General features: G+C 55.6%; 28 protein-coding genes and 1 pseudogene. 8 read left to right on the forward strand and 21 right to left on the reverse strand.

What is annotated here, in order from left to right:
• Positions 1-14: 14 nt before the first annotated feature.
• Complete coding sequence (locus tag LG290_RS15020; protein ID WP_499835476.1) at positions 15-545, reverse strand: hypothetical protein; 531 nt, start codon at positions 543-545, stop codon at positions 15-17.
• A 253-nt stretch (positions 546-798) separates the two neighbouring features.
• Between LG290_RS15020 and LG290_RS15025 the strand changes: the two genes are divergently transcribed.
• The 5 genes from LG290_RS15025 (at position 799) to LG290_RS15045 (ending at position 3,486) form a co-directional block, all read left to right on the forward strand.
• Positions 799-1,038, forward strand: a complete 240-nt coding sequence (locus tag LG290_RS15025) for a hypothetical protein (protein WP_499835477.1) — start codon at positions 799-801, stop codon at positions 1,036-1,038.
• Between the two features lie 47 nt (positions 1,039-1,085).
• On the forward strand, positions 1,086-1,634 hold the full coding sequence (locus LG290_RS15030) for a DUF1415 domain-containing protein (protein ID WP_499835478.1): 549 nt from the start codon (positions 1,086-1,088) through the stop codon (positions 1,632-1,634).
• A gap of 266 nt (positions 1,635-1,900) precedes the next feature.
• The gene (locus LG290_RS15035) at positions 1,901-2,398 is read left to right on the forward strand and encodes an acyloxyacyl hydrolase (protein WP_499835479.1); all 498 of its coding nucleotides are present in this window, start codon (positions 1,901-1,903) and stop codon (positions 2,396-2,398) included.
• A 132-nt stretch (positions 2,399-2,530) separates the two neighbouring features.
• Entirely contained in the window at positions 2,531-3,094 is a 564-nt protein-coding gene (locus tag LG290_RS15040) for a YqhA family protein (protein ID WP_499835481.1), read from the forward strand.
• Positions 3,095-3,171: 77 nt separating this feature from the next.
• Entirely contained in the window at positions 3,172-3,486 is a 315-nt protein-coding gene (locus tag LG290_RS15045) for a hypothetical protein (RefSeq protein ID WP_160418166.1), read from the forward strand.
• Positions 3,487-3,584: 98 nt separating this feature from the next.
• Here the strand turns inward: LG290_RS15045 and LG290_RS15050 are convergent, their stop codons facing one another.
• Together LG290_RS15050 and LG290_RS15055 are read right to left on the reverse strand one after the other, a co-directional pair.
• Positions 3,585-5,171 (reverse strand): ABC-F family ATPase, encoded by a 1,587-nt coding sequence (locus tag LG290_RS15050; protein ID WP_160418168.1) that lies wholly within the window; start codon positions 5,169-5,171, stop codon positions 3,585-3,587.
• Between the two features lie 104 nt (positions 5,172-5,275).
• Positions 5,276-5,830 carry a DUF4142 domain-containing protein gene (locus LG290_RS15055; RefSeq protein WP_499835482.1) on the reverse strand — a complete coding sequence of 185 codons (555 nt, stop codon included), beginning with the start codon at positions 5,828-5,830 and terminating at the stop codon, positions 5,276-5,278.
• Between the two features lie 467 nt (positions 5,831-6,297).
• Between LG290_RS15055 and uraD the strand changes: the two genes are divergently transcribed.
• Both uraD and LG290_RS15065 read left to right on the forward strand, forming a co-directional pair.
• Positions 6,298-6,831, forward strand: coding sequence for a 2-oxo-4-hydroxy-4-carboxy-5-ureidoimidazoline decarboxylase (gene uraD / locus LG290_RS15060; RefSeq protein WP_499835483.1), 534 nt, complete (start codon positions 6,298-6,300; stop codon positions 6,829-6,831).
• Positions 6,832-6,883: 52 nt separating this feature from the next.
• Positions 6,884-7,034: pseudogene (locus LG290_RS15065) on the forward strand (2-oxo acid dehydrogenase subunit E2); the annotation flags it as partial.
• A gap of 78 nt (positions 7,035-7,112) precedes the next feature.
• On the opposite strand, the gene LG290_RS15070 reads toward LG290_RS15065, so the two are convergent.
• The 12 genes from LG290_RS15070 to uraH all read right to left on the reverse strand — a co-directional run bounded on the left by LG290_RS15070 (position 7,113) and on the right by uraH (position 18,331).
• The gene (locus tag LG290_RS15070; RefSeq protein WP_160418175.1) at positions 7,113-7,556 is read right to left on the reverse strand and encodes a protein tyrosine phosphatase family protein; all 444 of its coding nucleotides are present in this window, start codon (positions 7,554-7,556) and stop codon (positions 7,113-7,115) included.
• Positions 7,557-7,639: 83 nt separating this feature from the next.
• Complete coding sequence (locus tag LG290_RS15075; RefSeq protein ID WP_499835484.1) at positions 7,640-8,560, reverse strand: copper resistance protein B; 921 nt, start codon at positions 8,558-8,560, stop codon at positions 7,640-7,642.
• On the reverse strand, positions 8,547-10,385 hold the full coding sequence (locus LG290_RS15080) for a copper resistance system multicopper oxidase (RefSeq protein WP_499835485.1): 1,839 nt from the start codon (positions 10,383-10,385) through the stop codon (positions 8,547-8,549). The genes LG290_RS15075 and LG290_RS15080 overlap by 14 nt, the downstream gene beginning before the upstream one ends.
• Positions 10,386-10,645: 260 nt before the next feature.
• A complete protein-coding gene (locus LG290_RS15085; RefSeq protein ID WP_499837120.1) occupies positions 10,646-11,377 on the reverse strand; it encodes a GntR family transcriptional regulator in 732 nt (243 codons plus the stop codon).
• A gap of 119 nt (positions 11,378-11,496) precedes the next feature.
• Entirely contained in the window at positions 11,497-12,972 is a 1,476-nt protein-coding gene (gene pyk, locus LG290_RS15090) for a pyruvate kinase (protein ID WP_499835486.1), read from the reverse strand.
• Between the two features lie 33 nt (positions 12,973-13,005).
• Positions 13,006-13,170 (reverse strand): hypothetical protein, encoded by a 165-nt coding sequence (locus LG290_RS15095; RefSeq protein WP_160418181.1) that lies wholly within the window; start codon positions 13,168-13,170, stop codon positions 13,006-13,008.
• 170 nt (positions 13,171-13,340) lie between these two features.
• Positions 13,341-13,829 (reverse strand): ureidoglycolate lyase, encoded by a 489-nt coding sequence (locus LG290_RS15100; RefSeq protein ID WP_499835487.1) that lies wholly within the window; start codon positions 13,827-13,829, stop codon positions 13,341-13,343.
• 40 nt (positions 13,830-13,869) lie between these two features.
• Positions 13,870-14,706 (reverse strand): bifunctional allantoicase/(S)-ureidoglycine aminohydrolase, encoded by an 837-nt coding sequence (locus LG290_RS15105; RefSeq protein WP_499837121.1) that lies wholly within the window; start codon positions 14,704-14,706, stop codon positions 13,870-13,872.
• Between the two features lie 37 nt (positions 14,707-14,743).
• Positions 14,744-15,667 (reverse strand): allantoinase PuuE, encoded by a 924-nt coding sequence (puuE, locus tag LG290_RS15110; RefSeq protein ID WP_499835488.1) that lies wholly within the window; start codon positions 15,665-15,667, stop codon positions 14,744-14,746.
• 143 nt (positions 15,668-15,810) lie between these two features.
• A complete protein-coding gene (locus LG290_RS15115; protein ID WP_499835489.1) occupies positions 15,811-16,560 on the reverse strand; it encodes a GntR family transcriptional regulator in 750 nt (249 codons plus the stop codon).
• A 165-nt stretch (positions 16,561-16,725) separates the two neighbouring features.
• Entirely contained in the window at positions 16,726-17,934 is a 1,209-nt protein-coding gene (locus LG290_RS15120) for a urate hydroxylase PuuD (RefSeq protein ID WP_499835490.1), read from the reverse strand.
• 43 nt (positions 17,935-17,977) lie between these two features.
• The gene (gene uraH, locus LG290_RS15125) at positions 17,978-18,331 is read right to left on the reverse strand and encodes a hydroxyisourate hydrolase (protein WP_499835492.1); all 354 of its coding nucleotides are present in this window, start codon (positions 18,329-18,331) and stop codon (positions 17,978-17,980) included.
• Positions 18,332-18,554: 223 nt separating this feature from the next.
• Between uraH and LG290_RS15130 the strand changes: the two genes are divergently transcribed.
• Complete coding sequence (locus tag LG290_RS15130; protein WP_499835493.1) at positions 18,555-20,012, forward strand: uracil-xanthine permease family protein; 1,458 nt, start codon at positions 18,555-18,557, stop codon at positions 20,010-20,012.
• On the opposite strand, the gene LG290_RS15135 is transcribed toward LG290_RS15130, so the two are convergent.
• The 6 genes from LG290_RS15135 to dctP form a co-directional block, all read right to left on the reverse strand.
• A protein-coding gene (locus LG290_RS15135) for an IS5 family transposase (RefSeq protein ID WP_499835494.1) occupies positions 20,009-20,862 on the reverse strand; the annotation gives its coding sequence in 2 pieces (ribosomal slippage) (positions 20,009-20,520 and positions 20,520-20,862; 855 coding nt in all). The two genes, LG290_RS15130 and LG290_RS15135, sit on opposite strands and share 4 nt — an antisense overlap.
• Positions 20,863-21,085: 223 nt before the next feature.
• Positions 21,086-21,451 carry a RidA family protein gene (locus tag LG290_RS15140; protein WP_160418197.1) on the reverse strand — a complete coding sequence of 122 codons (366 nt, stop codon included), beginning with the start codon at positions 21,449-21,451 and terminating at the stop codon, positions 21,086-21,088.
• A gap of 29 nt (positions 21,452-21,480) precedes the next feature.
• Positions 21,481-22,884: an FAD/NAD(P)-dependent oxidoreductase gene (locus LG290_RS15145; protein WP_499835495.1), complete on the reverse strand. Its 1,404-nt coding sequence runs from the start codon at positions 22,882-22,884 to the stop codon at positions 21,481-21,483.
• Positions 22,881-23,213 carry a (2Fe-2S)-binding protein gene (locus tag LG290_RS15150; RefSeq protein WP_499835496.1) on the reverse strand — a complete coding sequence of 111 codons (333 nt, stop codon included), beginning with the start codon at positions 23,211-23,213 and terminating at the stop codon, positions 22,881-22,883. Before LG290_RS15150 ends, LG290_RS15145 begins: the two co-directional genes overlap by 4 nt.
• Positions 23,191-24,312 (reverse strand): NAD(P)/FAD-dependent oxidoreductase, encoded by a 1,122-nt coding sequence (locus tag LG290_RS15155; protein ID WP_499835497.1) that lies wholly within the window; start codon positions 24,310-24,312, stop codon positions 23,191-23,193. Before LG290_RS15155 ends, LG290_RS15150 begins: the two co-directional genes overlap by 23 nt.
• A gap of 66 nt (positions 24,313-24,378) precedes the next feature.
• Entirely contained in the window at positions 24,379-25,377 is a 999-nt protein-coding gene (gene dctP / locus LG290_RS15160; protein WP_499835498.1) for a TRAP transporter substrate-binding protein DctP, read from the reverse strand.
• Between the last annotated feature and the right edge of the window lie 8 nt (positions 25,378-25,385).

The raw sequence follows: 25,385 nt of genomic DNA on the forward strand, positions 1-25,385 counted from the left end.
CGCAGGAAGACCGGCTATCTGAGAGTATCTTGTAGGTCTTCCAGGATGCCGCAGGCATTACGTTTCTGTTGAACGAACTGATTAAGTAAAGCGCGCAACTCTGGGGTGCTGCAGGTATTAAGTATAAGTTCATGGAATTGCCAAGAGTTGTAAGCTGCCGCCAGTACCTGAACCAGCGTCAACCACGCCATGTCATCATCGACCACGAAGAAATGCTGCCGACGAAGTTCCGCCAAGTGATCTGCTCTTATCTCACTATTGGCCATGAAATCTTCCGCTAGGTACATACTTTCGGCAGTGCATCTCAGGCTAGCTACTCGGTTTTCGCATTCGACACCCAAGGCCACCATCAACCGGCTAACACATGGTTTGATGGGTAGAAAGCTTAGGGCAAACCCACGGTAGCGGTGCATTTCCTCGATTTCGTGAGCCCCGATCAAAGCAAGCTGTTCTCCGGGCAAGCACGTGAGAAAAGCTATATCGGCTGTGGCCTTTGACATGGTGATAACACCTCCTGATGTGTTGGAAAGGAAGCCTTCTTCCAAGTGCTTCTCCAATTCAGCGTAGGTGAGGAGATCCGTTTTCCCCATGACATGGATCAAGTTTTAAAAATTTTCAAAGACAGACACTAAAAATTCATTTTTCCTAATGCTTGGCGGCCCTTGCTACCCATTGGCACTATGGGATTTCATGTTAAACTCAGCCTTATGCTTGCCCTCCCTGAGATTGTCAGCTGACCTTTGGCCACCCCAGCCTTTCGCTGCCACCTTCCTTGAAAGCACTCCTTTGAGAACCCGAATGAACTCTGACAAAAAGCTGGAAAACAGCAACTTGAGCCAAGCGATCGTGCAAGACGCTAAAAGCGTAAACGTGACTATTTATCGTAGTGATGAAGATGCCGAATGGAGTCTGGAAATCGTTGATGAATACGGAAATTCAGAGGTATGGGATAATACCTTCCCCACGGATCGCGCTGCCCTTGAGGAAGCCAGAACGGCTATTCATGAAGAAGGCATTGAAGCCTTTATCGGCAAATAACGTAGCCGACCTACCCCGTATCATTGTCAAAGGCTAGAGAGTCAGTTATGCAACTATCCGACAGCACTATCACTCAACAAACCATGAACTGGGTGAAACGATTTATTGTAGAGCTTGATATTTGCCCTTTTGCAAAGCGGGAAGTGGAAAAAGAGTCCGTGAGACTCTGCGTTGTTCGCTCCAAGAAAATTGAAGTAGCGCTCGAAGAGTTGATGATGGAAATTCAGTGGCTGGATTCTCACAAGGAAACTGAAACGACACTATTGATATTTCCCACCTTGTTCAGAGACTTTCATCATTACCTGGATTTCGTCGATCTGGCAGAAGCCATGATGACTGAGCAAGGATATGAAGGTATCTATCAATTGGCGACATTTCATCCAGATTACTGTTTTGCCGAGACAGAGCCAATGGATGTCTCCAACTATACCAATCGCTCACCTTACCCAATGCTACACCTTCTCAGAGAGGCGAGCCTAGATAAAGCCATCGATGCTTATGGAGACACCTCCGCCATACCCGATAAAAACATACAAAAAATGCAGACGATGGGCAAAGCTAGCGTGGAAAACTTATTACAAAGCTGCTTAAAATGATTGCCTTGAAAAACCATCAAGCTCAGTTCGGGTGCCTACGACCTTCGATGATACCCAGTACATTTCGATGAGCTCGACAAGGTAGGCAGAGAAACCTACTGCTGACATCTGAGATGGCCTTTACGTCTTTTTCTTTGCAGAATAAGCTCAAGCGTCTAGCCTCCTTGATAACGTCGGCGGCAAAAAAATGCCCGGAGGCATTACCCTCTACTTTGTAGTTCTTGCATCGCACAGCGGCTCACATACCCAACCAAAAAGGCACACGGATGTTTCGAAAACTAACTTTATGGCTTGTAACCACGCTGTTGACGCTCCTCGGAAGTCCCTTGGCGATAGCTGATGTTTCCATAGCCGCTGGTGTTACCAGCGAGTCCACCGCCTCACTTCACATCGAAGCTGATCGTTTTTTCTCACTGGAACGCTGGCATCCCCAGCTCGACCTTCGGCTGAGTACCGGTATACTATTGCTACCTGGTGACGATGAACGGGATAATGCCGCCTGGCAGCTAACGCCGGCGCTACGCTACACATTTTCCGGAAAGCCACAGGTCTTTGTGGAAGGGGGAATTGGTGCCGCGGTGTTTCTGAACACCCGCATGGAGTCACGCCAGCTCAGCACCGCCTTTCAGTTCCAGGATCGCCTGGCCGTAGGCATGCCCGCTGGCAATGGGGAATTAGCGTTGAGCCTGTCGCATTATTCCAATGCCGGAATCAAAAAGCCCAATGATGGTTTCGAGATGGTGACGCTAGGCTATCGCTGGTAGCCCTGAACCTTTATACATAGACCAGACTTAATCAGGCGATGAGGCTGCGTGTCGCCGTTGCACTGATTGATAATATTTCACCGAAACATTCACAAAAACATTCACAGAAACAATGGAACCAAAGGAAGTACGATGGTACCTGAGCATGAAACAGCCGATCCTGGCAAACGGTTAAACCGGCAAGACAAATGGGAGAAACATTTCGAGCGTTTGCTCTGGAGTTCACGTTTTCTGGTCATGCTGGCGGTTATCCCGAGTCTTCTGGGTGCATTGGTACTTTTTATTATAGGCACCTTTGATATTTTCAAGGTTGTCGCCAATGCAGTTCTATATTACACCGGCGCTAACGTCGGGGACATTCACGACACAGTAGTGACAGACATTATCGTGGCCGTTGATATTTATTTGATAGCGATCGTATTGTTAATTTTTGGCTTAGGCGTTTACCGGTTATTTGTTTCTCAAATAGAACAGTCGGAACAGCATGCTAAAAACCACCCCTTTAATGTTCAATCATTCGATCAGCTAAAAGATAAAATTGTTCGCGTTGTGATACTGGCGGTAATCATTGAATTCTTCCGCGCCGTGGTGGACATTCAATTCACGACACCGCTTGACGCTATTTATTTGGCAGTCTCGGCACTCGCCCTGGCAGCCGCTCTTTACTTGATGAGCCTGGCGCATCAATCGGAATAAAAAACCGATCACGCACTGTTTCGACTACACATTATTTCTATATTTAATTGATTAAAAAATTACTAATTGGAGGTCTCATGGAGACAGAATTAAGCGAATTTGAAACTAACATGAAGCGTGAAATTGACTCTTTCATGAACCCGGATCAACGCCGCCAGTCGACGCCACCCCGCTCTTCAGCGCCTTCTCAAGAGCGGCAATCAGGCAAGGGTTACAAGACCGGACATCTGGTGAAGCTCGCCGTGCGTACCAAGCGACTTGCGCTGGACACGGTGTTCGAGCATCAATCCTCAAGCATTTCCAGGCTGGAAGCGCAGATGGAAGCCGAGAAGGCCGCCAAAAAAGCCGGCTATCCCATCATCGGCCATCTGGTGGATATTCAACGCTTATAAAAAAACCGAGGGACAGCCCTCGGTTTTTTTTGCTCGGTTCTTGTACCCTATTTCTTGGCTACGCGGCTGCTATCTATTCTTTACACCCACTATCTACATCAGACCACGCCCTGACTGCGCAGATAGTCATCGTAGCTACCGCTGAAGTCGACGATACCGTCGTTACTCATGTCGAACACCCGAGTGGCAAGCGATGAAACGAATTCACGATCATGGCTGACGAAAATCAGCGTGCCGGGATAATTTTCCAGTGCCAGGTTAAGCGCCTCGATGGATTCCATGTCGAGGTGATTGGTTGGCTCGTCCATCAGCAAAACGTTGGGCTGAGTAAGCGTCAACTTACCGAACAGCATACGGCCCTGCTCACCCCCTGAAATGACCTTTACCGACTTGTCGATATCGTCGCTGGAAAACAGCATCCGCCCTAGCGCACCGCGCACTACCTGCTCGCCGCCCTGGGTCCACTGGGCCATCCATTCGAACAAGGTGGCATCGAAGGCGAAGTCATCCCCATGCTCCTGGGCGAAAACACCCAGGTCGGCGCTATCGGTCCACTTCACTGCCCCCGCATCAGGATGAAGCTCCCCGGCCAAGGTCTTGAGCAGCGTGGTCTTGCCGATACCGTTGGGGCCGATAATGGCGATGCGCTCGCCCGCCTCCACGGTCATGGAAAGCCGCTCGAACAAGGGAGTGTCGTTGTAACCCTTGGTGATGGCCTCAACATTGACCGCATTGCGATGAATCTTCTTGGCCTGGTCGAAACGGATAAAAGGACTCACCCGGCTTGAGGGCTTGATATCCTCGAGCTTGATCTTGTCGATCTGGCGGGCACGCGAGGTGGCCTGCTTGGCCTTGGAGGCGTTGGCCGAGAAGCGGCTGACGAACTGTTGCAGTTCCGCGATCTGGGCTTTTTTCTTGTTATTATCCGAATGTTGACGTTCACGCACGGCGGTGGCCGCGGTCATGTAGTCATCGTAGTTACCGGGGAACAGGGTGATCTCGCCGTAGTCCAGGTCCGCCATGTGGGTGCAGACGCTGTTGAGAAAGTGGCGATCGTGGGAAATGATGATCATGGTGCTGCTGCGTGCCTTGAGCATGTCTTCCAGCCAACGGATGGTATTGATATCCAGGTGGTTGGTCGGCTCGTCGAGCAGCAATACATCCGGGTCGGAGAATAGCGCCTGAGCCAGCAGTACCCGCAGTTTCCAGCCCGGCGACACCTCGCTCATGGGGCCGAAATGCTGCTCGATGGGAATCCCCAGGCCGAGCAGCAACTCACCGGCACGCGACTCGGCGGTATAGCCGTCGAGTTCGGCAAAGCGAACCTCCAGGTCAGCGACCGCCATGCCGTCGTCCTCGCTCATTTCCGGCAGCGAATAGATGCGCTCACGTTCCGCCGCCACCTGCCACAGCTCGGCGTTGCCCATGATCACGGTGTCGATGACCCGCATTGATTCGAACGCGAACTGATCCTGGCGCAGCTTGCCCAGCCGTGCACTGGAATCCACCATCACCTGCCCGGAAGTCGGCTCCAGGTCATCGCCAAGAATCTTCATGAAGGTCGATTTGCCGCAGCCGTTGGCCCCGATCAGGCCATAGCGATTACCGTTGCCGAACTTGACGGAGACGTTTTCAAACAGGGGCTTGGCCCCGAACTGCATAGTGATATTGGCGGTTGCGATCACGTAATGGTCCAGTCGTAGTGCAAAAGTTCGCCATTTTACGCGCTATCAGCCCCGCATTCACCCCACAACCCAAGGTTTAACCGGCGTGTCTCAAAAGCATGCGTTCACGTTTCAGCCTCACGGTCACCAGCCTGTTGATTTTGCTGAATCAAGGCCTGGTGCTGGCGCAGAGTGTCATGGGTTGCCTTAACGTGACGGGCATACTCGGATACTTCCCCTTCACCGGGAAGGTTGCGTTCTAGAAGCTCAAGTGCGTCAAGGTGCAGCCGTTCCTGATAGCGCAGGTAGGCGGCTTCGAACTCAGCCCCTTCCTGCTGTTTAAGCTCCTCGAAGGCTTGTGTATCGCGCATACGGGTTCCCGAAACGACGCTGGCGTCTTCCTCTTCAACCTCCATCAACCTTTCGTAGAGACGCTTGTGGTCTGTTTGCAGGGTGTCGGTCAACTCGAGGATGGCGTCCCGTTCAGCCCGGTCTTCGGCGAGTGCGGTCAGCTCGACCTGATGTTGATGCAACTCACGCAGCGCGGCCTTCACCTCTTCCTGGCGCTGCTCCTGTCTGGTTAGTGGCTGCTGACCTTCGGAAGCCTGCGCCTGTGCCAACGCCGACCAGGACGTCAGCGCACTGATCACGATTAACCCTAGCAGTAGAAACTGTTTCATCGTTGCTCTCCTGAAATTCATCCACTTCAACGCCTATTTTTACGGTAGACCAAAACATCGCGTTTTGGCGGCTGATTACCCGATGAGCAGAGGATAAAAGCAGCTGATAAAGTTATTTTAGGAATCCAAACCTTGGATTTAGCTCGCGGCACAAGGCATTATTTTCTAGCCCAAGGCCATTGAAGCTGACGACTCACCTGCAATACCGTCGCTCGCGTTACCGCCCAGCACTCGAGGTTATTTATCTAGGGATGTTCTTGGTATTCGGGTCGAAGCCTAACGTCAACGCCATGTCCCGCGCCGGCCCAAAGGCTATCGGCTCATCGAACACCTGCCTCTTAACTATCACCATCAAGTACGTGTCTAGACCTCAGAAGGTTTGTTGCAAAAGTAGTGTTGTATAAAGTACTGTCACTTTATATTATTGTATACAATGACTACAGACAATACATACAAAGGAAAGAATAATGTCTAACATCCTGCCCTCTCCTCGTCCTAGCGAACTGGAATTGGATGCCTTTCTAGCTCAGTACGGGGATATTTTTGAGCACTCGCCTTGGGTGGCCGAAGGCGCTTGGAAACAGGGCCTTACGACACAGCATGATGATCCGGATGTTTTGGCGGACAGCATGGGGGCCATCCTGCAGCAAGCCGATATCGATCAGCAGATTGCCGTGATTCGTGCCCACCCTGATCTGGCGGGAAAAGCAGCGCTGGCAGGTGAGCTGACTCAAGACTCCACACGTGAACAAGCCGGTGCGGGGTTGGACCAATGCACCGCCGCTGAATTCGAACGCTTTCAGAACCTGAACCAGGCCTATCAGGACAAGTTCGGTTTTCCGTTCGTTATCGCGGTAAAGGGGCTTGATCGGCACGCTATTCTGGATGCTTTCGAAAAACGTCTCGAAAACGACCTGGCCACCGAACGACGCACGGCAATCGAACAGATCATCAAGATTGCGCGCTTCCGCCTGCATGCACGTGCGGCCGAGACACAGTAAAGACTCGCGAAACGGCTAGACGCCCGTCAGCGTATGGGCTGGCCGAACCTGGGGGTCGATCGGCGGCACGGCGTTCACCCCCGATCGTTAATGCGCCGGAAGTGGCCATCCTTGGGGTATCCAAGACATCGATGAAGCCGGTCTGGGACGGCGCCGCCTTCCTGGCGGAGGTGCTGAGCGATATCCGGCGGTTGTTGCTGTAACAGAGTCGGTTTAAGCAACGGTACGTTAGCGGCGCCTTCGGGCGCCGTTTGTGATCGGGGTGGTATTGATATTCGTGCTCACCGGCGTGACAAGCTATTCTGCTCGGCGTAACGGTGTAAATCATCCTTCAGGGGATCCAGGTCGTGGCCAGCAGCCTGGGATGCCTTCATCAAGTCCATGATCGGGCATTCAGGGGCTTGAGAATAGGCCCAAAGATGCGAAACCCGCTTGCCGGTGCGGCAAAAACCCACTATGGGTTCGGGCGATGACTGCAGCACCTCGGAAAACGCATCAATGTCCTGCTGCGAGTACTCTCCGGGCTTGACCGGTATCTCGCGCCAGACCATGCCCAAGGATTCCGCTTTCTCTTTAAGCGCCTGCATATCCGGCTGATCCTCGGTTTCTCCGCGCGGTCGGTTGGAAATGATGGTGCGATAACCCTCTTTTGCCAAGGTATCGATATCCTCGTAACTGGGCTGAGCCATTACGCTGAGCCGTTCATCGAGCGGCTTGATGTCCATATAACTCTCCCATTCGTTGAATAGTTCGTTTTTGTTCAGGTACCTGGCGCCAGTCCAGCCCATTGACTGGCCACTTGCCCTGCTCAAAACGCAAAGCGCAATCCCGCCAGCACCATCCATTGTTCGGTCTTGTCTCCCGCCGCCGCCGCGATGTCTTCAGTCTCGCCCAGGAGGAACTGATAGCGTACGCCAATGTAAGGGGCAAATTCGCGTTTGACTTCATAGCGCAGACGCATATCCAGGTCGCCACTGGTCATGCCGGACCCGAGATTGCGTTCAGAAATGTCCTGAGCGGCAAAGCCCATTGCTGCACGCGGCTGAAGCACCAGACGCTGGGTGATGCGAAGATCGTATTCTCCTTCCACTTCTATCGTCAGATCGCCGTCCTCGGAGACATACAGGGAGTTATCGAGTTCGAACTGGTAAGGTGCCAGCCCTTGCAACCCGAGCACATACGACCACCGATCCTCGTACTCATCAGGGGTCCACTCATTGGCGTACTGAACGCCGGTCTGCACGTTCCAGAAAGGTGCAATCAGCCGGGAGTAGAGCAGATCGGTTTCGCTTTCGCCCTCGTTGGGCCCGTCGAAGACCGATTCGCCTTCCGTCTTCCACCAGAACCTGTTGAAGTCGCCGCCAGCCCATCCCTGGGCCTCCCAACCCAACTGGTCAGGCTGGTCGTCATCGGTAACCCGGTATTCCAGCTGATCGAATAGGACGAAGGCAAAGAGCTGATCGTCGGGCACCGGGTCGGGAAAATGCGCGGGTGGCTCGCTATCGGCATAATCGAATACCTCGTCCAGGGTCATGCCTGCAGGCAGCGGCGGAATTTCAAGGTCAGGAGGCGATGTCCCTTCGTGCTGCCGAGCGGATTCCTGGTGATCCGGGCGGTCAGCCGTGCTCGGCATGTCCGCCGTCTCAGGTTCGTCCTGGCCAAGCGCTGGACTGGACAGCAGAAAAGTTGCAGCAATTGTCGCGGTGAGGCGAGCGTTAGGCGTCAGCATCGATTGACCCTCCTTCCAGCGAACGGACCACGGCGACGGTGCGGAACATGCCCGCCTCCATGTGGTAAAGCAAATGGCAGTGGAAAGCCCACTGCCCGGGGGCATCGGCTGTGATGTCCACGGTCAGCAATTCGGAAGGCTGAACATTGACGGTGTGTTTACGGGGGTTGGTATCGAGGTTGCCACCGGCATACAGGTCCATCCACATACCATGCAAATGAATCGGATGGCTCATCATAGTGTCGTTGATCATGTTGATTCGCAGCCGTTCACCGTACTGGAACCGGATCACATCGGATTCCGACCATTTCTTGCCATCGAAGCCCCAGATGAACTTGTGCATGTTGCCGGTCAGATGCAGATCGAACTCCCGCGTTGGCGGACGACGGAGGGGCGGACGCTCCAGTGCCCGGAGCTGGCTATAGGTCAGTACGCGCCAACCGTCGTCACCGAGGCCCGCTCCGGGGTAGTCGAGTCGTCGGTACGCCGATTGGGCCATGGTGATGCTGGAGGGGCCATGCTTGTCCGGGCCATGCTCGATGCGATTGACCAGATTTTCGGTTGGCAATTCGTCTCCTGTGGGATGCGGCATTTGCTTTTCCATGCTGGCGTGATCCATCCCTTTCATGTCCTTCATGCCTTCCATGCCACCCTTCATCATCATGCCCATGTCGGCCATTGTCAGCATGGGCCGGCGGCGCTGTTCGGGTATGGCGGCTGACATGTCTTCGCGCGGTGCAAGCGTCCCATGAGTGTAACCACTCCGGTCCATAGCCTCGGCGAAAAGCGTATAAGCCTTGTCATCAGGCATGGTTACCACGACGTCGTAGGTTTCGGCGACAGCAATGCGGAACTCATCGGTTTCCACAGGCTTGGTATCCTGTCCGTCGGCCTGCACCACGGTCATCGGCACGCCTGGAATGCGGATATCGTAAAACGTCTGCGCCGAGGCATTGACGATCCGCAGACGAACCCGCTGGCCGGGCTCCGCAATAAACGTCGGGTTTTCGTCTGCCGTTTTGCCGTTCATGAGAAAGGTATAGGTGGCGCCCGTGACGTCGGCAATATCGGTCGGGTCCATCCGCATCCCTTGCCATGCCAGTCGTTTCTCGATGACCTCCCCCAGCGTCATGCCCGTGGCCTGCATCTGATCGTCGAGGTTCGCCAGCGTTGGCCGTTGAAAGTTGTAATAGCCCTCAATCGTTTTGAGATTGCGAAATACGGTGTGGGGGTTTTCGAACGTCCAGTCTGACAGGACAACCGAATATTCAACGTCGTAATCGACCGGGTCGGTTTGGGCGGGCTCGATGATAAGTTGCCCGTAGTGACCGCGCTGTTCCTGAAAGCCGGAATGGCTGTGATACCAGTAGGTGCCGTTCTGTCGCACTGGGAAGCGATAGGTGAAGGTTTCGCCTGCGGGAATGCCGGCAAAGCTGATACCCGGCACACCGTCCATATCGAAGGGTAGAAGAATGCCGTGCCAGTGGATCGAGGTCGCTTCATGCAGGCGGTTGTGGACGCGAATCAGTGCATCCCTGCCTTCTGTCATGCGAATGACAGGTCCGGGGATCGAGCCGTTGATGGTGATCGCCCGACCGATGCGGCCACCGACCAGCAGATCCTGGTTTTCGAGGTAGAGATCGATGCCTTCCTCTGCGGTAGCATCAAGTTGGCCAAAATTCCCGGCGTGAGCCACATCGACATCCGCTGCCCAGGCCGGGCGGTTTAGCAACAGGTAACTGGCCAATGCCGACGAACCTGTTGTGACGAGAAATCTGCGTCGCGTGATCGACCTTGACCCGATAAAACGGCATTGGTCTGTCACTAGTAACCTCCTTGTACTCTGTCTTGTATTCTGTCTTGTCCCGACGGCGGCGGACCCAGCGGGAAGCTTTTTCTGAAGGTATTCTCGAAAGCTGGAACTGTCCAGTACAAGTACGTTCCTGTTTATTGCTTGTGCCCGCCTCATAGGGTCACAGAAGTCAGGCATCCCTCTTCGCTTTTATTTCATGTAATACAATTGTTTATCGGCACAAGATGCCAATAAACCTCAAGATAAACCCCAGATGTTGGCAGAACGATAAATCAAGCCTGGGCTGATTTACCGCCCAGAATGGCCATCAGATCGGTATCCGCCGCTCTAGGCGAGAGATCGAGCAGGGCTTCCAGGCTGTAAAGATGGTCATGTACGCAACGTCGAGCCGCTTCGGCATCACCGCAAGCCAGATGCGTCAGCAGTTGGGCATGGTCGCCTTCCAGATAACAGGAAGCCAGGCTGGGGCGCTTATACAGGGCAATAACGATAGAAGTGCGTAACACCAGATCGGTCAGCATGGTGCCCAGGATACGGTTGGAGGCATGCCCGGCAAGCAGGTGATGAATGGTCAGGGAATGTTCGATGCGGGCGGGTTCGTCTCGTCGGTCATAGGCCTGCTTTTCAGCGGTGACTTGTTGCTCCAACGCCGCCATAGTGGTGGTGTCGAGTTTACCTGCCTGGAGTGCCGCAATTTCACCCTCGATCAACCTGCGTGCCGAAAACGTCTCGCGGGTTTCTTCGATAGTGGGTGCCCGAACGCGAGCGACCTGATTGGGGCGCTGATTGATGACATGTTCCGCTGCCAGCCGTGTCAGTGCCTTGCGTACCACGGAACGGCTGACGCCGAACACCTCTCCCAGGGTGATTTCGGGCAATTTGGTGTTCGGCGGCAGTCGCTGCATCAGTACCGCTGCCCGGATATGTTCAACGATGTCTTGATCGCTGACACGCCCACCCTCTTTGGGTTTTCTCAGACGTTTGTTGTGCCAGCCGAGGTTCATGGTGACGCTCTCCAGATGATCCTCATCAAACTCTCGCATGTTTACCCCCGACTGGCCACCTAACAACAACACTTACATTCACAGAGGCACTATTGCTCACAAGTGCCCTTGAATGGCGTTTAGCTGCGCTGATGTTCGGGTTTCACATCCAGTATTTTCATGGTGTTAGTACCGCCATGGGCATTCATGTGATCGCCCCGCGTAAGAATGACGTGATCATTCGGAGCGGCGACCCCATGAGTGACCAGCAGCTCCAATGCCCGATCATTGAGTTCTTCCGCCTTCATTTCCGTGGTGTCGAATGCCAGCGAGACCACCCCGCGATACAGCGCCATACGTCGCTGAGCAATCGCGCTATGTGCCAGGCCGACGATGGGCAGACCGGAATGAATGCGCGAGGCGATCAGCGCCGTGAAACCGCTGGACGTCATACAGGCGATAGCGGCGACACCCTCCAGGTGGTTGGCGGCGTACATGGCGGAAAGCGCTACGGTTTCATCGATTCTCGAGAAACCCTGATGAATGCGATGACCGGATTCCTGGGCACTGCGCTCGCGCTCGGCGCCCAGGCACAGGCGGTCCATCGCTTCGACGGTTTCCACAGGAAAGTCGCCGGCGGCGGTTTCCGCGGAGAGCATCACCGCATCGGTGCCATCGAGCACCGCGTTGGCGACATCGAAAACCTCGGCCCGCGTGGGCAGCGGCGCGCTGATCATCGACTCCATCATCTGGGTGGCGGTGATCACCACACGGTTGAGGCTGCGCGCGCGCTTGATCATGCGTTTTTGCACCCCGATCAACTGGGCATCGCCGATTTCTACGCCCAGATCACCCCGCGCCACCATGACCGCCTCGGAGGCCTTGATGATACCGTCCAGGGTTTCATCGTCGGCCACCGCTTCGGCACGTTCGACCTTGGCGATCAAACCAATTTCCTTGCCGGCTTCACCCAGCAGTTCGCGCGCTTCCTGCATATCCGCGGCACTGCGCGGAAAAGACACCGCCAAGTAGTCGACACCGATCTCGATGGCGGTTTTGAGGTCTTGTTTGTCCTTGTCGGTAAGCGCTGCCGCGGATAAGCCGCCGCCCTGCTTGTTGATGCCCTTATTGTTGGAAAGCTTGCCGCCGACGATAACTTGGGTATGAACCTCCTTGCCCTGAATGTCGCTGACTTCGAGCACCAGGCGGCCATCGTCAAGCAGCAGGCGGTCACCGACGCTGACATCATCCGCCAGCGTCTTGTAGTCACAACCCACACGTGTGGCGTCGCCGGCATTGCCATCCAGTAACATGTCGAGTACGAAGGGCTGACCTTCTTCAAGCACAACGGCACCGTCCTTGAAGCGAGCGATACGAATCTTGGGGCCTTGCAGGTCGGCCAGGGCCGCCACACTTCTGCCCAGGCGCTGGGCGATTTCACGTACTTCGCTCAGCCGACGCCGATGATCGTCAGCCGAGCCATGCGAAAAGTTGAGCCGAACCACATCCACACCTGCACGCAGCATGCTTTCCAGCACGCCTTCACGGTCGCTGGCGGGGCCTAGGGTGGCAACGATTTTGGTGCGACGAATCGGGATATAAGCGTTAGGTTTCATGCTGGCCTCGGGAGAACAAGAATGGCTCGAAAATCATTGACTCAAGTCGTCAATGGCGGCAAAAAAGCTGTAAGCATCATTACGCGCCAGATAACCCGTGCTGACAACTGCAAGGCGTCGGCACGCTTCCAGCAGCCGGGACCGATCAAGGCCCCGCACCTTATCAGTAAGGGCTGCTGAGCGAAAAAGGGCGTTCATCGGCAGACTCCTCAGGCAAGGGCCAGGGGCAAACAGGAAAAAAGAAGAAAGTTACTGGCCGACTTCATTATCCGCCAGTTTTTCCAGAGCACGCAGGATGCCCGCATGATCCCAATCGGCAAGTGTCGCATCCAGGGTGCCGCGTTTGGCGGTTACCAGGGATTGATGCCCTATTCGATCTCTACCTTGATAGCCAGCGGATACTCAAGGCAATTGTTGCCTTCTCCGCCACGGTCCACCACCAAGAATCGCCCTTCTCTCTCCAGCACCGACTGGATGGCATGCCAGGTACCGGCATGGTAATTGACCCCCTGGCGGCCATCAGTCACAAAGGCGCGCACCTCCTGGGTATCGATCGTTTCGCCTTTTGGCGCCACCACGATCACGAAGCGCTCGTCATGCAGCGGCATGAAAGCCTGGCTGCCCAGTGGATGGCATTCGAGAAAATCCAGCGTCAGGGGTATCTCGACCGGCTGGCTGACGAAGATATTGATCAGAGTGCGCGCCTCTTCACCCAGCGTTTCGACAGGCGCCAGGTCATGATAACGACGCGTACGCCCGGCATTGATAGGAAAATAATCCGCTGTGCGCGTATCGATCACATCGCCAAAAGGCGCAAAGGCCTCCGGCGTCAATGGCTGTGCTTTCAATTCCAGCATGGGTGGCTCCTGTCTACGTATCGGTGGCTTTATCAGCGACTTAGGGCGGTCCCACGCCACCCAGCTTCATGTGGCGGTTAACGTCCTTGTAGAGCAAGTAGCGAAACGGCCCCGGGCCACCGGCATAACAGGCTTGCGGGCAGAAAGCGCGCAGCCACATGAAATCGCCGGCCTCGACCTCCACCCAGTCCTGATTCAGGTGATAGACCGCCTTGCCTTCGAGCACGTAAAGCCCGTGCTCCATGACATGGGTTTCGTCGAAGGGGATAACCCCACCGGGCTGGAAGGTGACGATATTGACATGCATGTCGTAGCGGACGTCTTCCGGGTCGACGAAGCGCGTGGTCACCCATTTCTCATCGGTGCCCGGCATGGCCGTCGGTTCAATGTCGTTTTCATTGGTAACGAATGCTGCCGGTACCTCTATGCCTTCGACCCGCTCATAAGCCTTGCGCACCCAGTGAAAACGTACCGGCTCTTCAGACCGGTTATGCGCCTGCCAGCTGGTTCCCGGGGGAAGAAAGGCATAACCGCCGGGCTGCATGAGGTGGGCTTCCCCTGCCAGGGTGAGGGTCAGTTCGCCTTCGACGATGAACAGCACACCTTCCGCCGTCGGGTCGGGTTCAGGCTTGTCGCTGCCACCCTCAGGAGCCACTTCCATGATGTACTGGGAAAACGTTTCGGCAAACCCGGACAGCGGACGAGACAGCACCCACAAGCGGGTCTTGTCCCAGAACGGCAAGTTGCTGGTCACGATGTCGCGCATGACCCCCTTGGGTATCACTGCGTAGGCTTCAGTAAACACGGCGCGATCCGACAGCAGCTGTGTCTGGGGCGGATGACCGCCTTGGGGAGCGTAATAGTTGCGCTTGGCCATCATCTTCCTTTCCGTTCATTATTAGAAAAGCATTATGTCAGAGAGCGGGATGGTGCTCGGCCCAATGACGGGCGATATCCACACGTCGCGTCACCCAGACACGCTCATGAGCCTCGATATGATCGAGGAAACGCTGTAGCGCGCGAAAGCGACCCGGGCGGCCGATCAACCGGCAATGCAAGCCGATGGAAAGCATCTTGGGTGCTTCTTCGCCTTCGGCGTACAGGACGTCGAAAGCATCGCGCAGATAACTGAAGAAATGATCAGCAGTATTGAAGCCCTGTGGCGAGGCAAAACGCATGTCGTTGGAGTCCAGCGTATAAGGCACCACCAGATGGGAGTGCGTCCGGCCCTGGCTGTCCTGGTCCCGCATCCAGAACGGCAGGTCATCCCCGTAATAGTCGCTGTCATACAAAAATCCGCCCTGGTCGAGTACCAGGCGACGCGTATTGGGGCTATCGCGGCCGGTATACCAACCCAGCGGCTTCTCGCCGTACAGGTTCTGGAATATCTCGATGGCACGCTGCATGTGCTGGCGCTCCACCGCTTCCGGCACTTCCTGATAATTGATCCAGCGATAGCCGTGACAAGCGATCTCGTGACCCAACTCCTTGAAGGCATGCGCCACCTCGGGGTTACGTTCCAGGGCCATGGCCACACCGAAGATGGTCAACGGCAAGCCGCGCCGTTCGAACTCGCGCAACACACGCCACACTCCGGCCCGTGAGCCATACTCATAGATGGATTCCATGCTCAGGTGACGGCCGGAGAAGGCGGGCGCCCCCAGTATCTCTGAAAGGAATTGCTCGGAACCGCTATCGCCGTGCAGCACCGAATTCTCTGCGCCTTCTTCATAATTCAGCACGAACTGCACGGCAATTTTCGCCTTGTCAGGCCAGTTGGCATGAGGGGGAGTGCGGCCATAGCCGACCAGGTCACGGGGGTAATCGGGCGAATGCATGAGGTAAGTTCCTTGTTGTGAAAAGCATGCCGGTATGCGCTTTGAGAAATTCTACCGAATACTTTGTATACAACAAGAAGATAAACTGCACTCAAATAACCTGCAAGTTTACACGTAAGGATTGTTGACGTTGGTCAGGGTCATCAAGAGTTCATGCCGAATATCTGATGCAGGTCGGGCGCTACCGCTTCTTCTTCGATGATGGAAAGCGAGGCCTCGATTTCCTTGAGATGATGATTCATGAACGTCCTGGCTTTTTCACCGTCGCCTTCGGCCAGGTAGTCGATCAGATCGTCATGATCATGCGACTCACAGCCCAGATGCCCGGCGCTCCCGTAAACCGCGAGAATCAACGATGAACGCGAACAGAGCTGGCCGACGAATGCCGCCAGGGTAGCGTTACCGGAAAGTTGTGCCAGGCGCTCATGAAATGCTGCAGACAGCTTGATCGCCGTGCTCTGCTCACCGGTTTTGAGCGCTTCACGCTCGCGCTTGGCCATCTCGCGCAATTCGCTCACGTCCTGTTCGGTGATACGCCGCGCCACCTCCGGCATCAAGCCGCACTCGACCATTTGCCGGGCGGCGAAGACATCCCGCGCCTCACTGGCCGTCGGCCGTGTGACACTGGCGCCACGCCGGGGAGTAAGGGTTACCAGTTGCTCCAGCGCCAGGCGCTGCAGGATCTTGCGTATGCCCGTGCGACTGATATTGAACACTTCCGTCAGTGCGTCTTCTCGCAACCTGGCTCCCGGGCGCAGCTGTTGCTCGATGATGGCATCGCTGATCGATCGATAGATCACTTCATGACGCTCGGTGCCATCGCCGTTCTTGCCCAGACGTCTAGGGCGCGCCTTGTTCTCCGCCTCATCCACCAAGTTGTTTTTCTGCTCCATGCCAGGACTCCTTGTATGCCTTATTCAACCATCATTGTATACGTATTGTAGGATGACTATCACCGTGCGTCATTTGACGGAAAAATAGCCGCCTCGAAAACGCACACAGCCCGCCATGAGGCGGGCTGTGTGGCAGCGACTCCAGAGACGTCAACGCTTGGATGGTTACTCCGCCCAGGCTTGAATCACGGCACGTTCTTCCTCCGTCATGTTCGTCATGTTACCAAGCGGCATATAGCCACTCTCGACGACTTGTTGAATCTTGTCTTTCTGAAGGAAAATCTGCTCAATATTATCGTACGCCAAACCGGCTGGAGGCGCCGAGAAACCCGGTTGTGTCGGTGACTGCGAGTGGCAGGCGACGCAATGCTGATCAATCAACGCCTTTACCTCCGTGATGTCCGGCCCACTTCCCGCCGCTTGGGCGCCAGAGGGCGCCGAGCTACTCGCCGGCATACCCGCCCAGAAAGCCACTAGAATCAGGACGACACCGACTATCGGATAGGCAGGCTGTATCTTGCCCTGGTGCATCAATACGAAATACTGACGAATCAAGGCGCCGGCAAAGATGAACAACGTCATCAGCATCCAGGCATGCTCATGGGAATAAGCGAAGGAGTAGTGGTTGCTGATCATCAGCAACACGACCGGCAAGGTGAAATAGGTATTATGTACCGAGCGCTGCTTGCCACGCTTACCGTCAAGCGGGTTGGGCGTTTCGCCCGCCTTCATCGCCTTTACCATGCGACGTTGACCAGGAATGATCCAGAAGAACACATTGGCCGACATGGCGGTCGCCATCACGGCCCCGGTCAACAGGAAGGCGGCGCGTCCGGAGAACATCTGGGTGCTCAGGTAGGCCACCACCACCATCATGATCGCCACCGCGATACTCAAGAGGCCGTCACGTTCCATGTTGGGGCTGATACGTTTGCAGAGTTCGTTGTAAACGACCCAGCCCAGCAGCAGGAACGTCAATGCCAGAAGATTTGCCTGCCACCCCGCCAGGTTGGCGGCCCACTCCCAGTCACTGCCGGGGTTTACCAGATAGAAGCCCGGATTGACCATGTACAGGATGACGAACAGGACGAAGCCGGTTAACCAGGTGGTGTAAGCCTTCCAGAACGACCAGTGCAGGTCGTTAGGCAGCTTGGCAGGCGCGGTGGCGTACTTTTGATTGTGATAGAACCCCCCACCGTGAACCGCCCACATCTCGCCGAAGACACCTTTTTCACGGTCTTCAGCGGCCTTTGAGGGTCTCAAGGCGTTATCCAGCATCACAAAATAGATGGACTCGCCAATCCAGGCGATTGCTGCGATGACGTGCAGCCAGCGCAGCATGAAATTAGCAAATTCAATGAAATAGGCCTGCATGAGGGAACCTCACCTCGTTTGATTATTGTTGGACAGCCGGCCTTCAGCTACCGCGATACGTCGAGTAGGCGTAAGGCGATAGCAATAACGGCACATGATAGTGCTGCGATGCATCATTGACCCCGAAGCGTAGCGGGATAACACTCAGAAAGCGCGGTTCCTCACCTTTCACTCCTTGGCGCGCCAAGTAATCGCCTGCATGAAATACCAGTTCGTATTCCCCTATTACTAGATCGACACCTTCCAGTATCGGGGCATCGCAACGACCGTCATCATTGGTCTCGACTGTCTTGAGAAGCTGGCGTCGTTCAGCATCCAAACGATAAACCTCGATTTTAATGCCTTCTCCAGGGCGGCCCTGGGCTGTATCCAGAACATGAGTCGTAAGGCGTCCCATCGGTTTCTCCCGTGCTTGTCTGACGAAGCCACCATCGGCGGCGCATCATTGGTATCAAAATGGTTGAACATGCAACATAGCATCCTCCAACATAATGACGACACTGTTATCTCTTTAATTGCGACATTTCAAAGATTTTTTGTATACACTTTTTGTTATATTTTCTACTAAATTTTTGTGCACAGTATTATTATTACTATACAACAACAATGGAGAGACCTTCATGAGTGAAGCCTCAGCCTCTTCCGGCCAGCGGAAGCGAGTAAGCGAAAAGAATACCTCTCTGTTTGATTTCTACGGAAAACCGCGCTTTCTGAAGGCTCTCCCTCTCTCGCTTCAACACCTGCTTGCCATGATCGCCGGCGTGATTACGCCACCCATTATCGTTGCCGGCGTGGTGGGTGCGAACATGGAAGAAAAACTGCTGCTCATTCAGATTGCCGTCCTGGCATCAGGGGTATGTACCGTCTTCCACCTTTATGGGGTGTGGAAATTCGGCGCACGCCTGCCGGCCATCTTTGGTGTGGGCTTTGCATATGTGCCAACGTTGGTCGCGGTGGGGGCTCAGTACGGTATTGAAGGGATTCTTGGCGCCCAGCTGATCGGCGGCATGACCATGGTCGTGGTGGGCTACTTCATCCAGTATATCCGCCACCTTTTTCCACCCGTCGTCGCCGGTACGGTGGTACTGGTTATCGGCTTGTCGCTTTACGACATTGCCATTCGCTACATGGCGGGCAGTGGCAACGTGAACGCACCCAATTTTGGCGACCCCATCAACTGGTTCGTGGCAGTGGTCACGCTACTCACCGTGTTGATCGCCGCTCAGTTCGGTAAAGGAGTGGTCAAGCTTTCCGCGATCATTGTCGGCATCGTCGTGGGCTATCTGCTGTCGCTCACCCTGGGTATGGTCAGCTTCGGCAATGTGGTCAATGCGCCCTGGATCGCCGTTCCCAAGGTAATGCCCTTCGAGATGGAGTTTCACGCCGCCGCTATCGCTTCCATGGTGGTCATCTGCGTGATCAATTCCGTGCAAACCATCGGCGATTTGTCCGCCACGACCGTAGGCGGCATGAACCGTGAGCTAAAGACCCAGGAGTTGACCGGCGGCTTGCTGGGCAATGGCCTGACCACCACTATCAGCTCTTTCTTCGGTGCATTGCCGACCTCCACCTTCAGCCAGAACGTCGGCATCGTCGCGATGACCAAGGTCATCAGCCGTTACGTCCTGGCACTGGCGGGTATCTTCATGATCCTGGCCGGGCTTAGCCCGAAGTTCGGGGCGATCATGACCACCATCCCCTACCCTGTGCTGGGCGGTGCGACCATTACCGTCTTCGGCATGATCACCATGACCGGCATCCAATTACTGGTCAAAGATGAGATGTCCGCCCGAAACATGACGATCGTGGGTCTCGCCCTGGCATTGAGTCTGGGCATCGCTTCGGTACCGTCGGCCATTGAGCAGTTCCCGGCAGTGTTGAGAGACCTGATCGGCGGCGCACCTATCGTGGTAGCGGCGATCACCGCCTTCACCCTTAACATCGTACTGCCTGATAAATCGCTTTCGGACGAGGCCAAGGAGCGCGAGGCGATTGCCAAGGCAGATGAAGAAGCCGCCAAGGCAGAGAGCGACAAACTGAAACAGAAGTTCTCCCAAAATAATGCCAATGCCGATTAGGTTTTGTACGAAAAGTTGGCTCGCAAGCAACGGTCGATGCATGCCACGCATACCATCGCCTTAAAGCTACTTGCCAGCTTTTCATAGCGTGTGGCGATGCGGCGTAACTCTTTAAGCCAGCCAAAGCAGCGTTCTATCGCATTCCGTTGCCGATATTTGGGTTTATCGAACCGCCTGGATAGCCCAGGTCGGGTTCTTCGGTGCATGTTGCGCTGAGCAATCACGGGTTTCATACCGTACCTGTCGCAATAATGGCGCAACTCATCGCTGTCGTATCCTTTATCAGCCACCATATAGCGACTACGTTTGCGTGGTCGCCCGACGTTACCTGGCAGAGAGATTCTCTCCAACGTGGGAACGAAGTGCCGAGAATCTGCTTCTTGACCAGGAGACAGCGTGAACGCCAGAGGCCAGCCATGACGATCACAAACCAAATGAATTTTGGTTGTTAAACCCCCGCGACTACGGCCAAGTGCATGGTCTAGCGGTTCTTTCGAGCCCCCTTTTTACCGCCTCCAGCGGCAGCGCGTGTGGCTCGCACTGAAGTGGAATCGATCATCCACGTGTCCAGGTCCATAAGACCATCTTCGCGTAACTTGAGCTGCAAGCGAGAAAGAACCGCTTCAAAGGTGCCATCATCACGCCACTTGCGGAATCGGTCATACACCGTCGACCAAGGACCATATCGCTCAGGTAAATCACGCCATTTGGCGCCAGAGCATAATACCCAGAAGATGCCGTTGAGCATTTGTCGGTCATCTCGCCTGGGTCTACCCATGGATTGAGGGGGCGACACGATATCTTCAATCTGTGCCCAGCCGTCATCTGAGATCTCGTAACGTCCGACCATTGCTTTCCCCTATGCTGCTTTTGCATAGGTAAAATTAGCAGATAAGGCTTTTCGTACAAAACCTAAGTCGATTGCCATAGGATCCGGGAAGAGACTACTGGGTTGGTCACGCCTGAACGAAAAGTGGCCCAATGGGATGAAAATCCCATTGGGCCACTTCAGTCAGCAGTTAATAGAACCGCGACCAACCTCTTCTTCCTTACGCGACCCCCATGGCGTTGTCTTACTCTCCCTTCCCTGGAATGACAGCGGCAACCACTGAAATTTCCACAAGCAGTTCAGGGCTGGCCATGCGGGCCTCGACGCAGGCCCGTGCCGGCGCCTGCCCTTCGGGCACCCAGGCATCCCAGACCCGATTCATCGCCTCGAAAAGCGCCATATCTTTCAGGTATAAAGTGGCAGAAAGCATGTGATTACGGTCGCTGCCGACGGATTCGAGAAGGGCGTCGACCTTGGCCAGCATCGTTTCGGTCTGGCCGGTGATGTCGGCATGGCGATCTTCGGCTACCTGGCCGCAGAGGTAAATGGTGTCGTGGTGTACGACGGCCCGACTCATGCGGACGCCGGTTTCATGGCGAGAAATTGTCATCTTGGGATTCCTGAAAAAAGTGGAAAGGATCAGTTTGCGATATCTGCGAGTTCACCGATGGTCAAGGGCTTGATAGGTGGACGGATATGGTAGTAACCGACAGCATCGATAGATTGATTGCTGCGCTCGGCGAGCACCTGGGAAACCGTCAGGCCGCAAAGACGTCCCTGACAAGGCCCCATGCCGGCCCGACAGAAAGCCTTTGCCTGGTTGGGCCCCTGGCAACCGGCATCTGCGATGTGGCGCAGCTCACCGGCGGTGATTTCCTCGCAACGGCAAACAATAGTGTCATCCTCGGGAATAAGGAAGGACCGGGCGGGTTGATAGAGGACATCAAGAAAGGGCCGGATGGCTTGATGCGGCCCCAAGCGCCGACGAATGGGCACCGCTCGCGTATCACACTCCCCTTCCTCCAGCTGACCCAGCTGCTTGGCAATCTGCAATACTGAAAGTCGTCCAGCTTCTTCTGCTGCCTGAGCACCGGCAATGCCGCTTGAGTCACCTGCCACGAAGATACCGGCTCTAGAAGTTTCACCCCAGACATCGACGTGCGGATGCCAGCATTGCTGTTGCTCGTGCCAGCGGTGCTCGAGTTCCAACGCTCTCGTCAGCTGTACGTTGGGTACGACGCCTTGGTGGACCAGAAGAGAGCGACAATAGAGCTCGTGATCAACCCCCTTACGGCGATAGCACACCCTGTCTAAATGGTCATCGTTACCCGACTCGGCTCTCAGGCTTCCTACCCCAGTGATATGTGGAACCCCCGAGCGCTTGAGTGTGCGCAGCAGGCCAACTCCCTTGAGAAGCAACTTGGGATTACGCAGCGCACCGGGGCTATATCGTGCTGCACGAAGGTAGTTGTCGCGAGGAGTGGTATCCAGTACAGCCTCGATCGGGACACCTGCGTGAGACAGCTGGCTGGCAATCAACAACAAGAGAGGGCCGCTGCCAGCCAGTACCAGCGGTGCCGGCGGCACCAAGGCACTATTCTTGAGCAGCACTTGAGCGGCGCCGCAGGTCATGACACCAGGCAGTGTCCAGCCAGCAAACGGTACGGGGCGCTCCTGGGCGCCGGTCGCAATCAATAGTCTGCGAGCACGGACCTGCCGACTATGGCCATGATGAGAGACGCTCATCGTCAGATCGTCCTCGACATCCCATACCGAGGTGCCGGGCAGATAGTCGGTGTGCGATGCCTGCATGGCCTCCAGCAGGAGCCGACCCTTGTAATAGTCGCTGCCCAGCACATCTTCGTCAGCTAACGGTGCTCGCCCGATAGCGCGGTAGATCTGTCCACCAGCCTCCTCTTGCTCGTCGATCAGGACGGTGGCTAGCCCAAGTTGTCCCGCTTCTGCGGCGGCGGCCATTCCAGCGGGGCCTGCACCGATGATAGCAAGGTCATAACAATACTCGGTCGTGTCGCGGTCACTCATGTTGCTGCCTCCTGCCGGGGCTCATGGATATCGCGGGCACCGGCTTGGCGGCGAATCTGCATCCCATCGCGGACCTTCACCATGCAGCCCTGCTGATTGGCCACACCGTCTATGTCCAGCAGGCATTCGAAGCACACCCCCATCAGGCAATAAGGTGCCCGCGGGCTACCGCTTGTCGGCGTCGTGCGGGACGGCACCAGGCCAGCGATCAACACGGCCGCGGCGGCTGTGTCATAACTGTCCACCTTGAGTGCCTGACCCTCCACGAAGACAGTCACCGGTTCGCCTGCACGCATGGGCAGACGTTCAAAGTTTGAAACGTTCGGCATGGAATACCTCCAGCGAAGGGTCGTACCGGTCGCTGGCAATCCAGTCAGCCAGCGGACCTTCATGAAAGGCCGCCAAGGTCACGCCACTGTGGCAAGTGACCAGGTACGCACCAGGACAGGGGGTCGATGCTTGATAGATGGGGTAGCCATCCGGTGTCATGACGCGCAATGCTCCCCAGGCGCGGACCAGTTTCACATCGCGCAGCAAAGGGAACAGTCTGATGGCCCGATGGGCTATCTTTGCCATGACTTCGGTAGTGGTACCGCTGTCGAAGCCCACGTCTTCCTTGGAATCACCGATCTGGACGGTGCCCTCACCGGTTTGCCGGACATGCCCAGTGGGATAGTCGAGGAAGGGACGAACCCGTTCGCCCACGAGTACTTGCCCACGGTTGGGCGACAACGGTGCAGACAGACCAACCTGTGGGGCCAGCTCACGATTACCCAGGCCGGCACAGAGCACGACCCGGGCACAGTCCCAGACACCACCGGCATGGATACGGAAACCCTCAGGATAGGATTCAATGGTTTCCACCCGTCCAGTGTTGTCGATGATGCCCCCCTGCGCCTTGAAGCGTTCCGTCATGGCACGCAGTAGCAGCAATGGGTTCACGTGGCCATCTTCCGGACACCAAGTGGCACCGGCTACCGTATCCCCTACCTCAGGAATCTTCTCCCGAACCTGCTTCAGGTCCAATATTTCGTAGGGATAGTCTCCACCTGCCGCTTCGTGCATTTTGCTCAGCATGCGGGCACGGGCGTCGAGCTCTTGTTCTGTCAGGCAGAGATACAAGCCTCCACGCTGCTGAAGCTGGACATTGACTCCTGTGGAATCCTGAAGAGAAGCAGCGAAGGTGGGCCACAGCCGTGCGGATAGCCGAGTGATATCGGCATATTCCGGCAGGGTGTCTCCCTTTCCCTGCACCCATACCAGACCGAAATTCCCCCTGGAGGCACGCAACGCCACGTCACCCTCGTCGAGCACAGCGACATGAAGCCCGTTGCGTTGTAGCCCTAGTGCGATTGCCATGCCGACCAGGCCGCCGCCTATCAGGCAGACATCGGCGATACGCGCCCCTGGCGTCGCTGTTTCCGTCATGGTGAATCCTCGCGTCGTTCCGGAAAATTCGATGGGCCCGACCGAATGGCCGGGCCATGAAACGTATCAACGACCGGCGCGATCCAGCACGTCGTTAGCCCATTCGCTACCGATATCATCGATAATCACGGGCCATACTGTCTCGCGGACGATTTCAGCATGCTCGGCGATCTGCTCATCCGAGACCGGAATGATGGTGGCACCTGCTTCTTCGAGAAGTTTTTCGTTGCGCGCCTGGTCGGCTTCGGCGGTCTCCCAGCGGTCTTCTTCGAAGCGTTTTGCCGCATCGGACAAAGCTGCCTGCTGGTCTTCGGTCAAGCTATCGTAGGCGGGTTGATTGATCAGCAGGTACCACATCTCGAAATGCGTATTGAGCGGCAGGTAATACTCCGTCACATCGCGGAAGGAGGCGTAATAGCCCTCGGCTCCCGAGCCCATGATGCCGTCGACCACGCCGGTCTGGATGGCGGTAAAGGCCTCCGAGAAAGGTAAGGGGGAAGCGATGTATCCGATGTTATCTGCCGTTAGCTGAAAGGATTTCATCGGTGGCACACGCAATTTTGCACTCTTTTCAACGTGCGGATTCGTGGCATTCTCCACCTCGGTATTCAGTGCTATGCCACCGAAGTAGACCGGCCAGGCCCCCAGAACATGAATGTCCTGTTCCGCATAGAGCTCCTCGACCGTCTCACGCAGGGGGGCGCCAGCCGTGAATGTCTTTTCGGCGTCTTCCCAGCTCTGCACAAGATAAGGAAGGTAGGCCAGCTGGAAGCGACGATCGACTTCTGAGGAAGGAGGCTGAACAGCCATATCCACTGAACCGATGCTAAGCCCTTCCTGAACCGTGGTGTAGTCGCCAAGGGCACTGGCCGGGAACAACCGGATATTCACCGCGCCATCGGTGGCCTCTGCTACTTCTTCGGCGAATACGCGGGCGTCATTGTCGATGGCGGTCCCTTCGGGGCGTACATGCGACAACATCAGGGTGGCAGCTTCGGCCATCGTGCTTGCCGAGACCGATAGGGCGATAGCGGCAGTCAGAATCTTAACTGAAGGCATTTTCATTGTTTTCT

The sequence above is a fragment of the Halomonas sediminis genome (genome assembly GCF_044871105.1).
Classification (GTDB): Bacteria; Pseudomonadota; Gammaproteobacteria; order Pseudomonadales; family Halomonadaceae; genus Vreelandella; species Vreelandella zhuhanensis.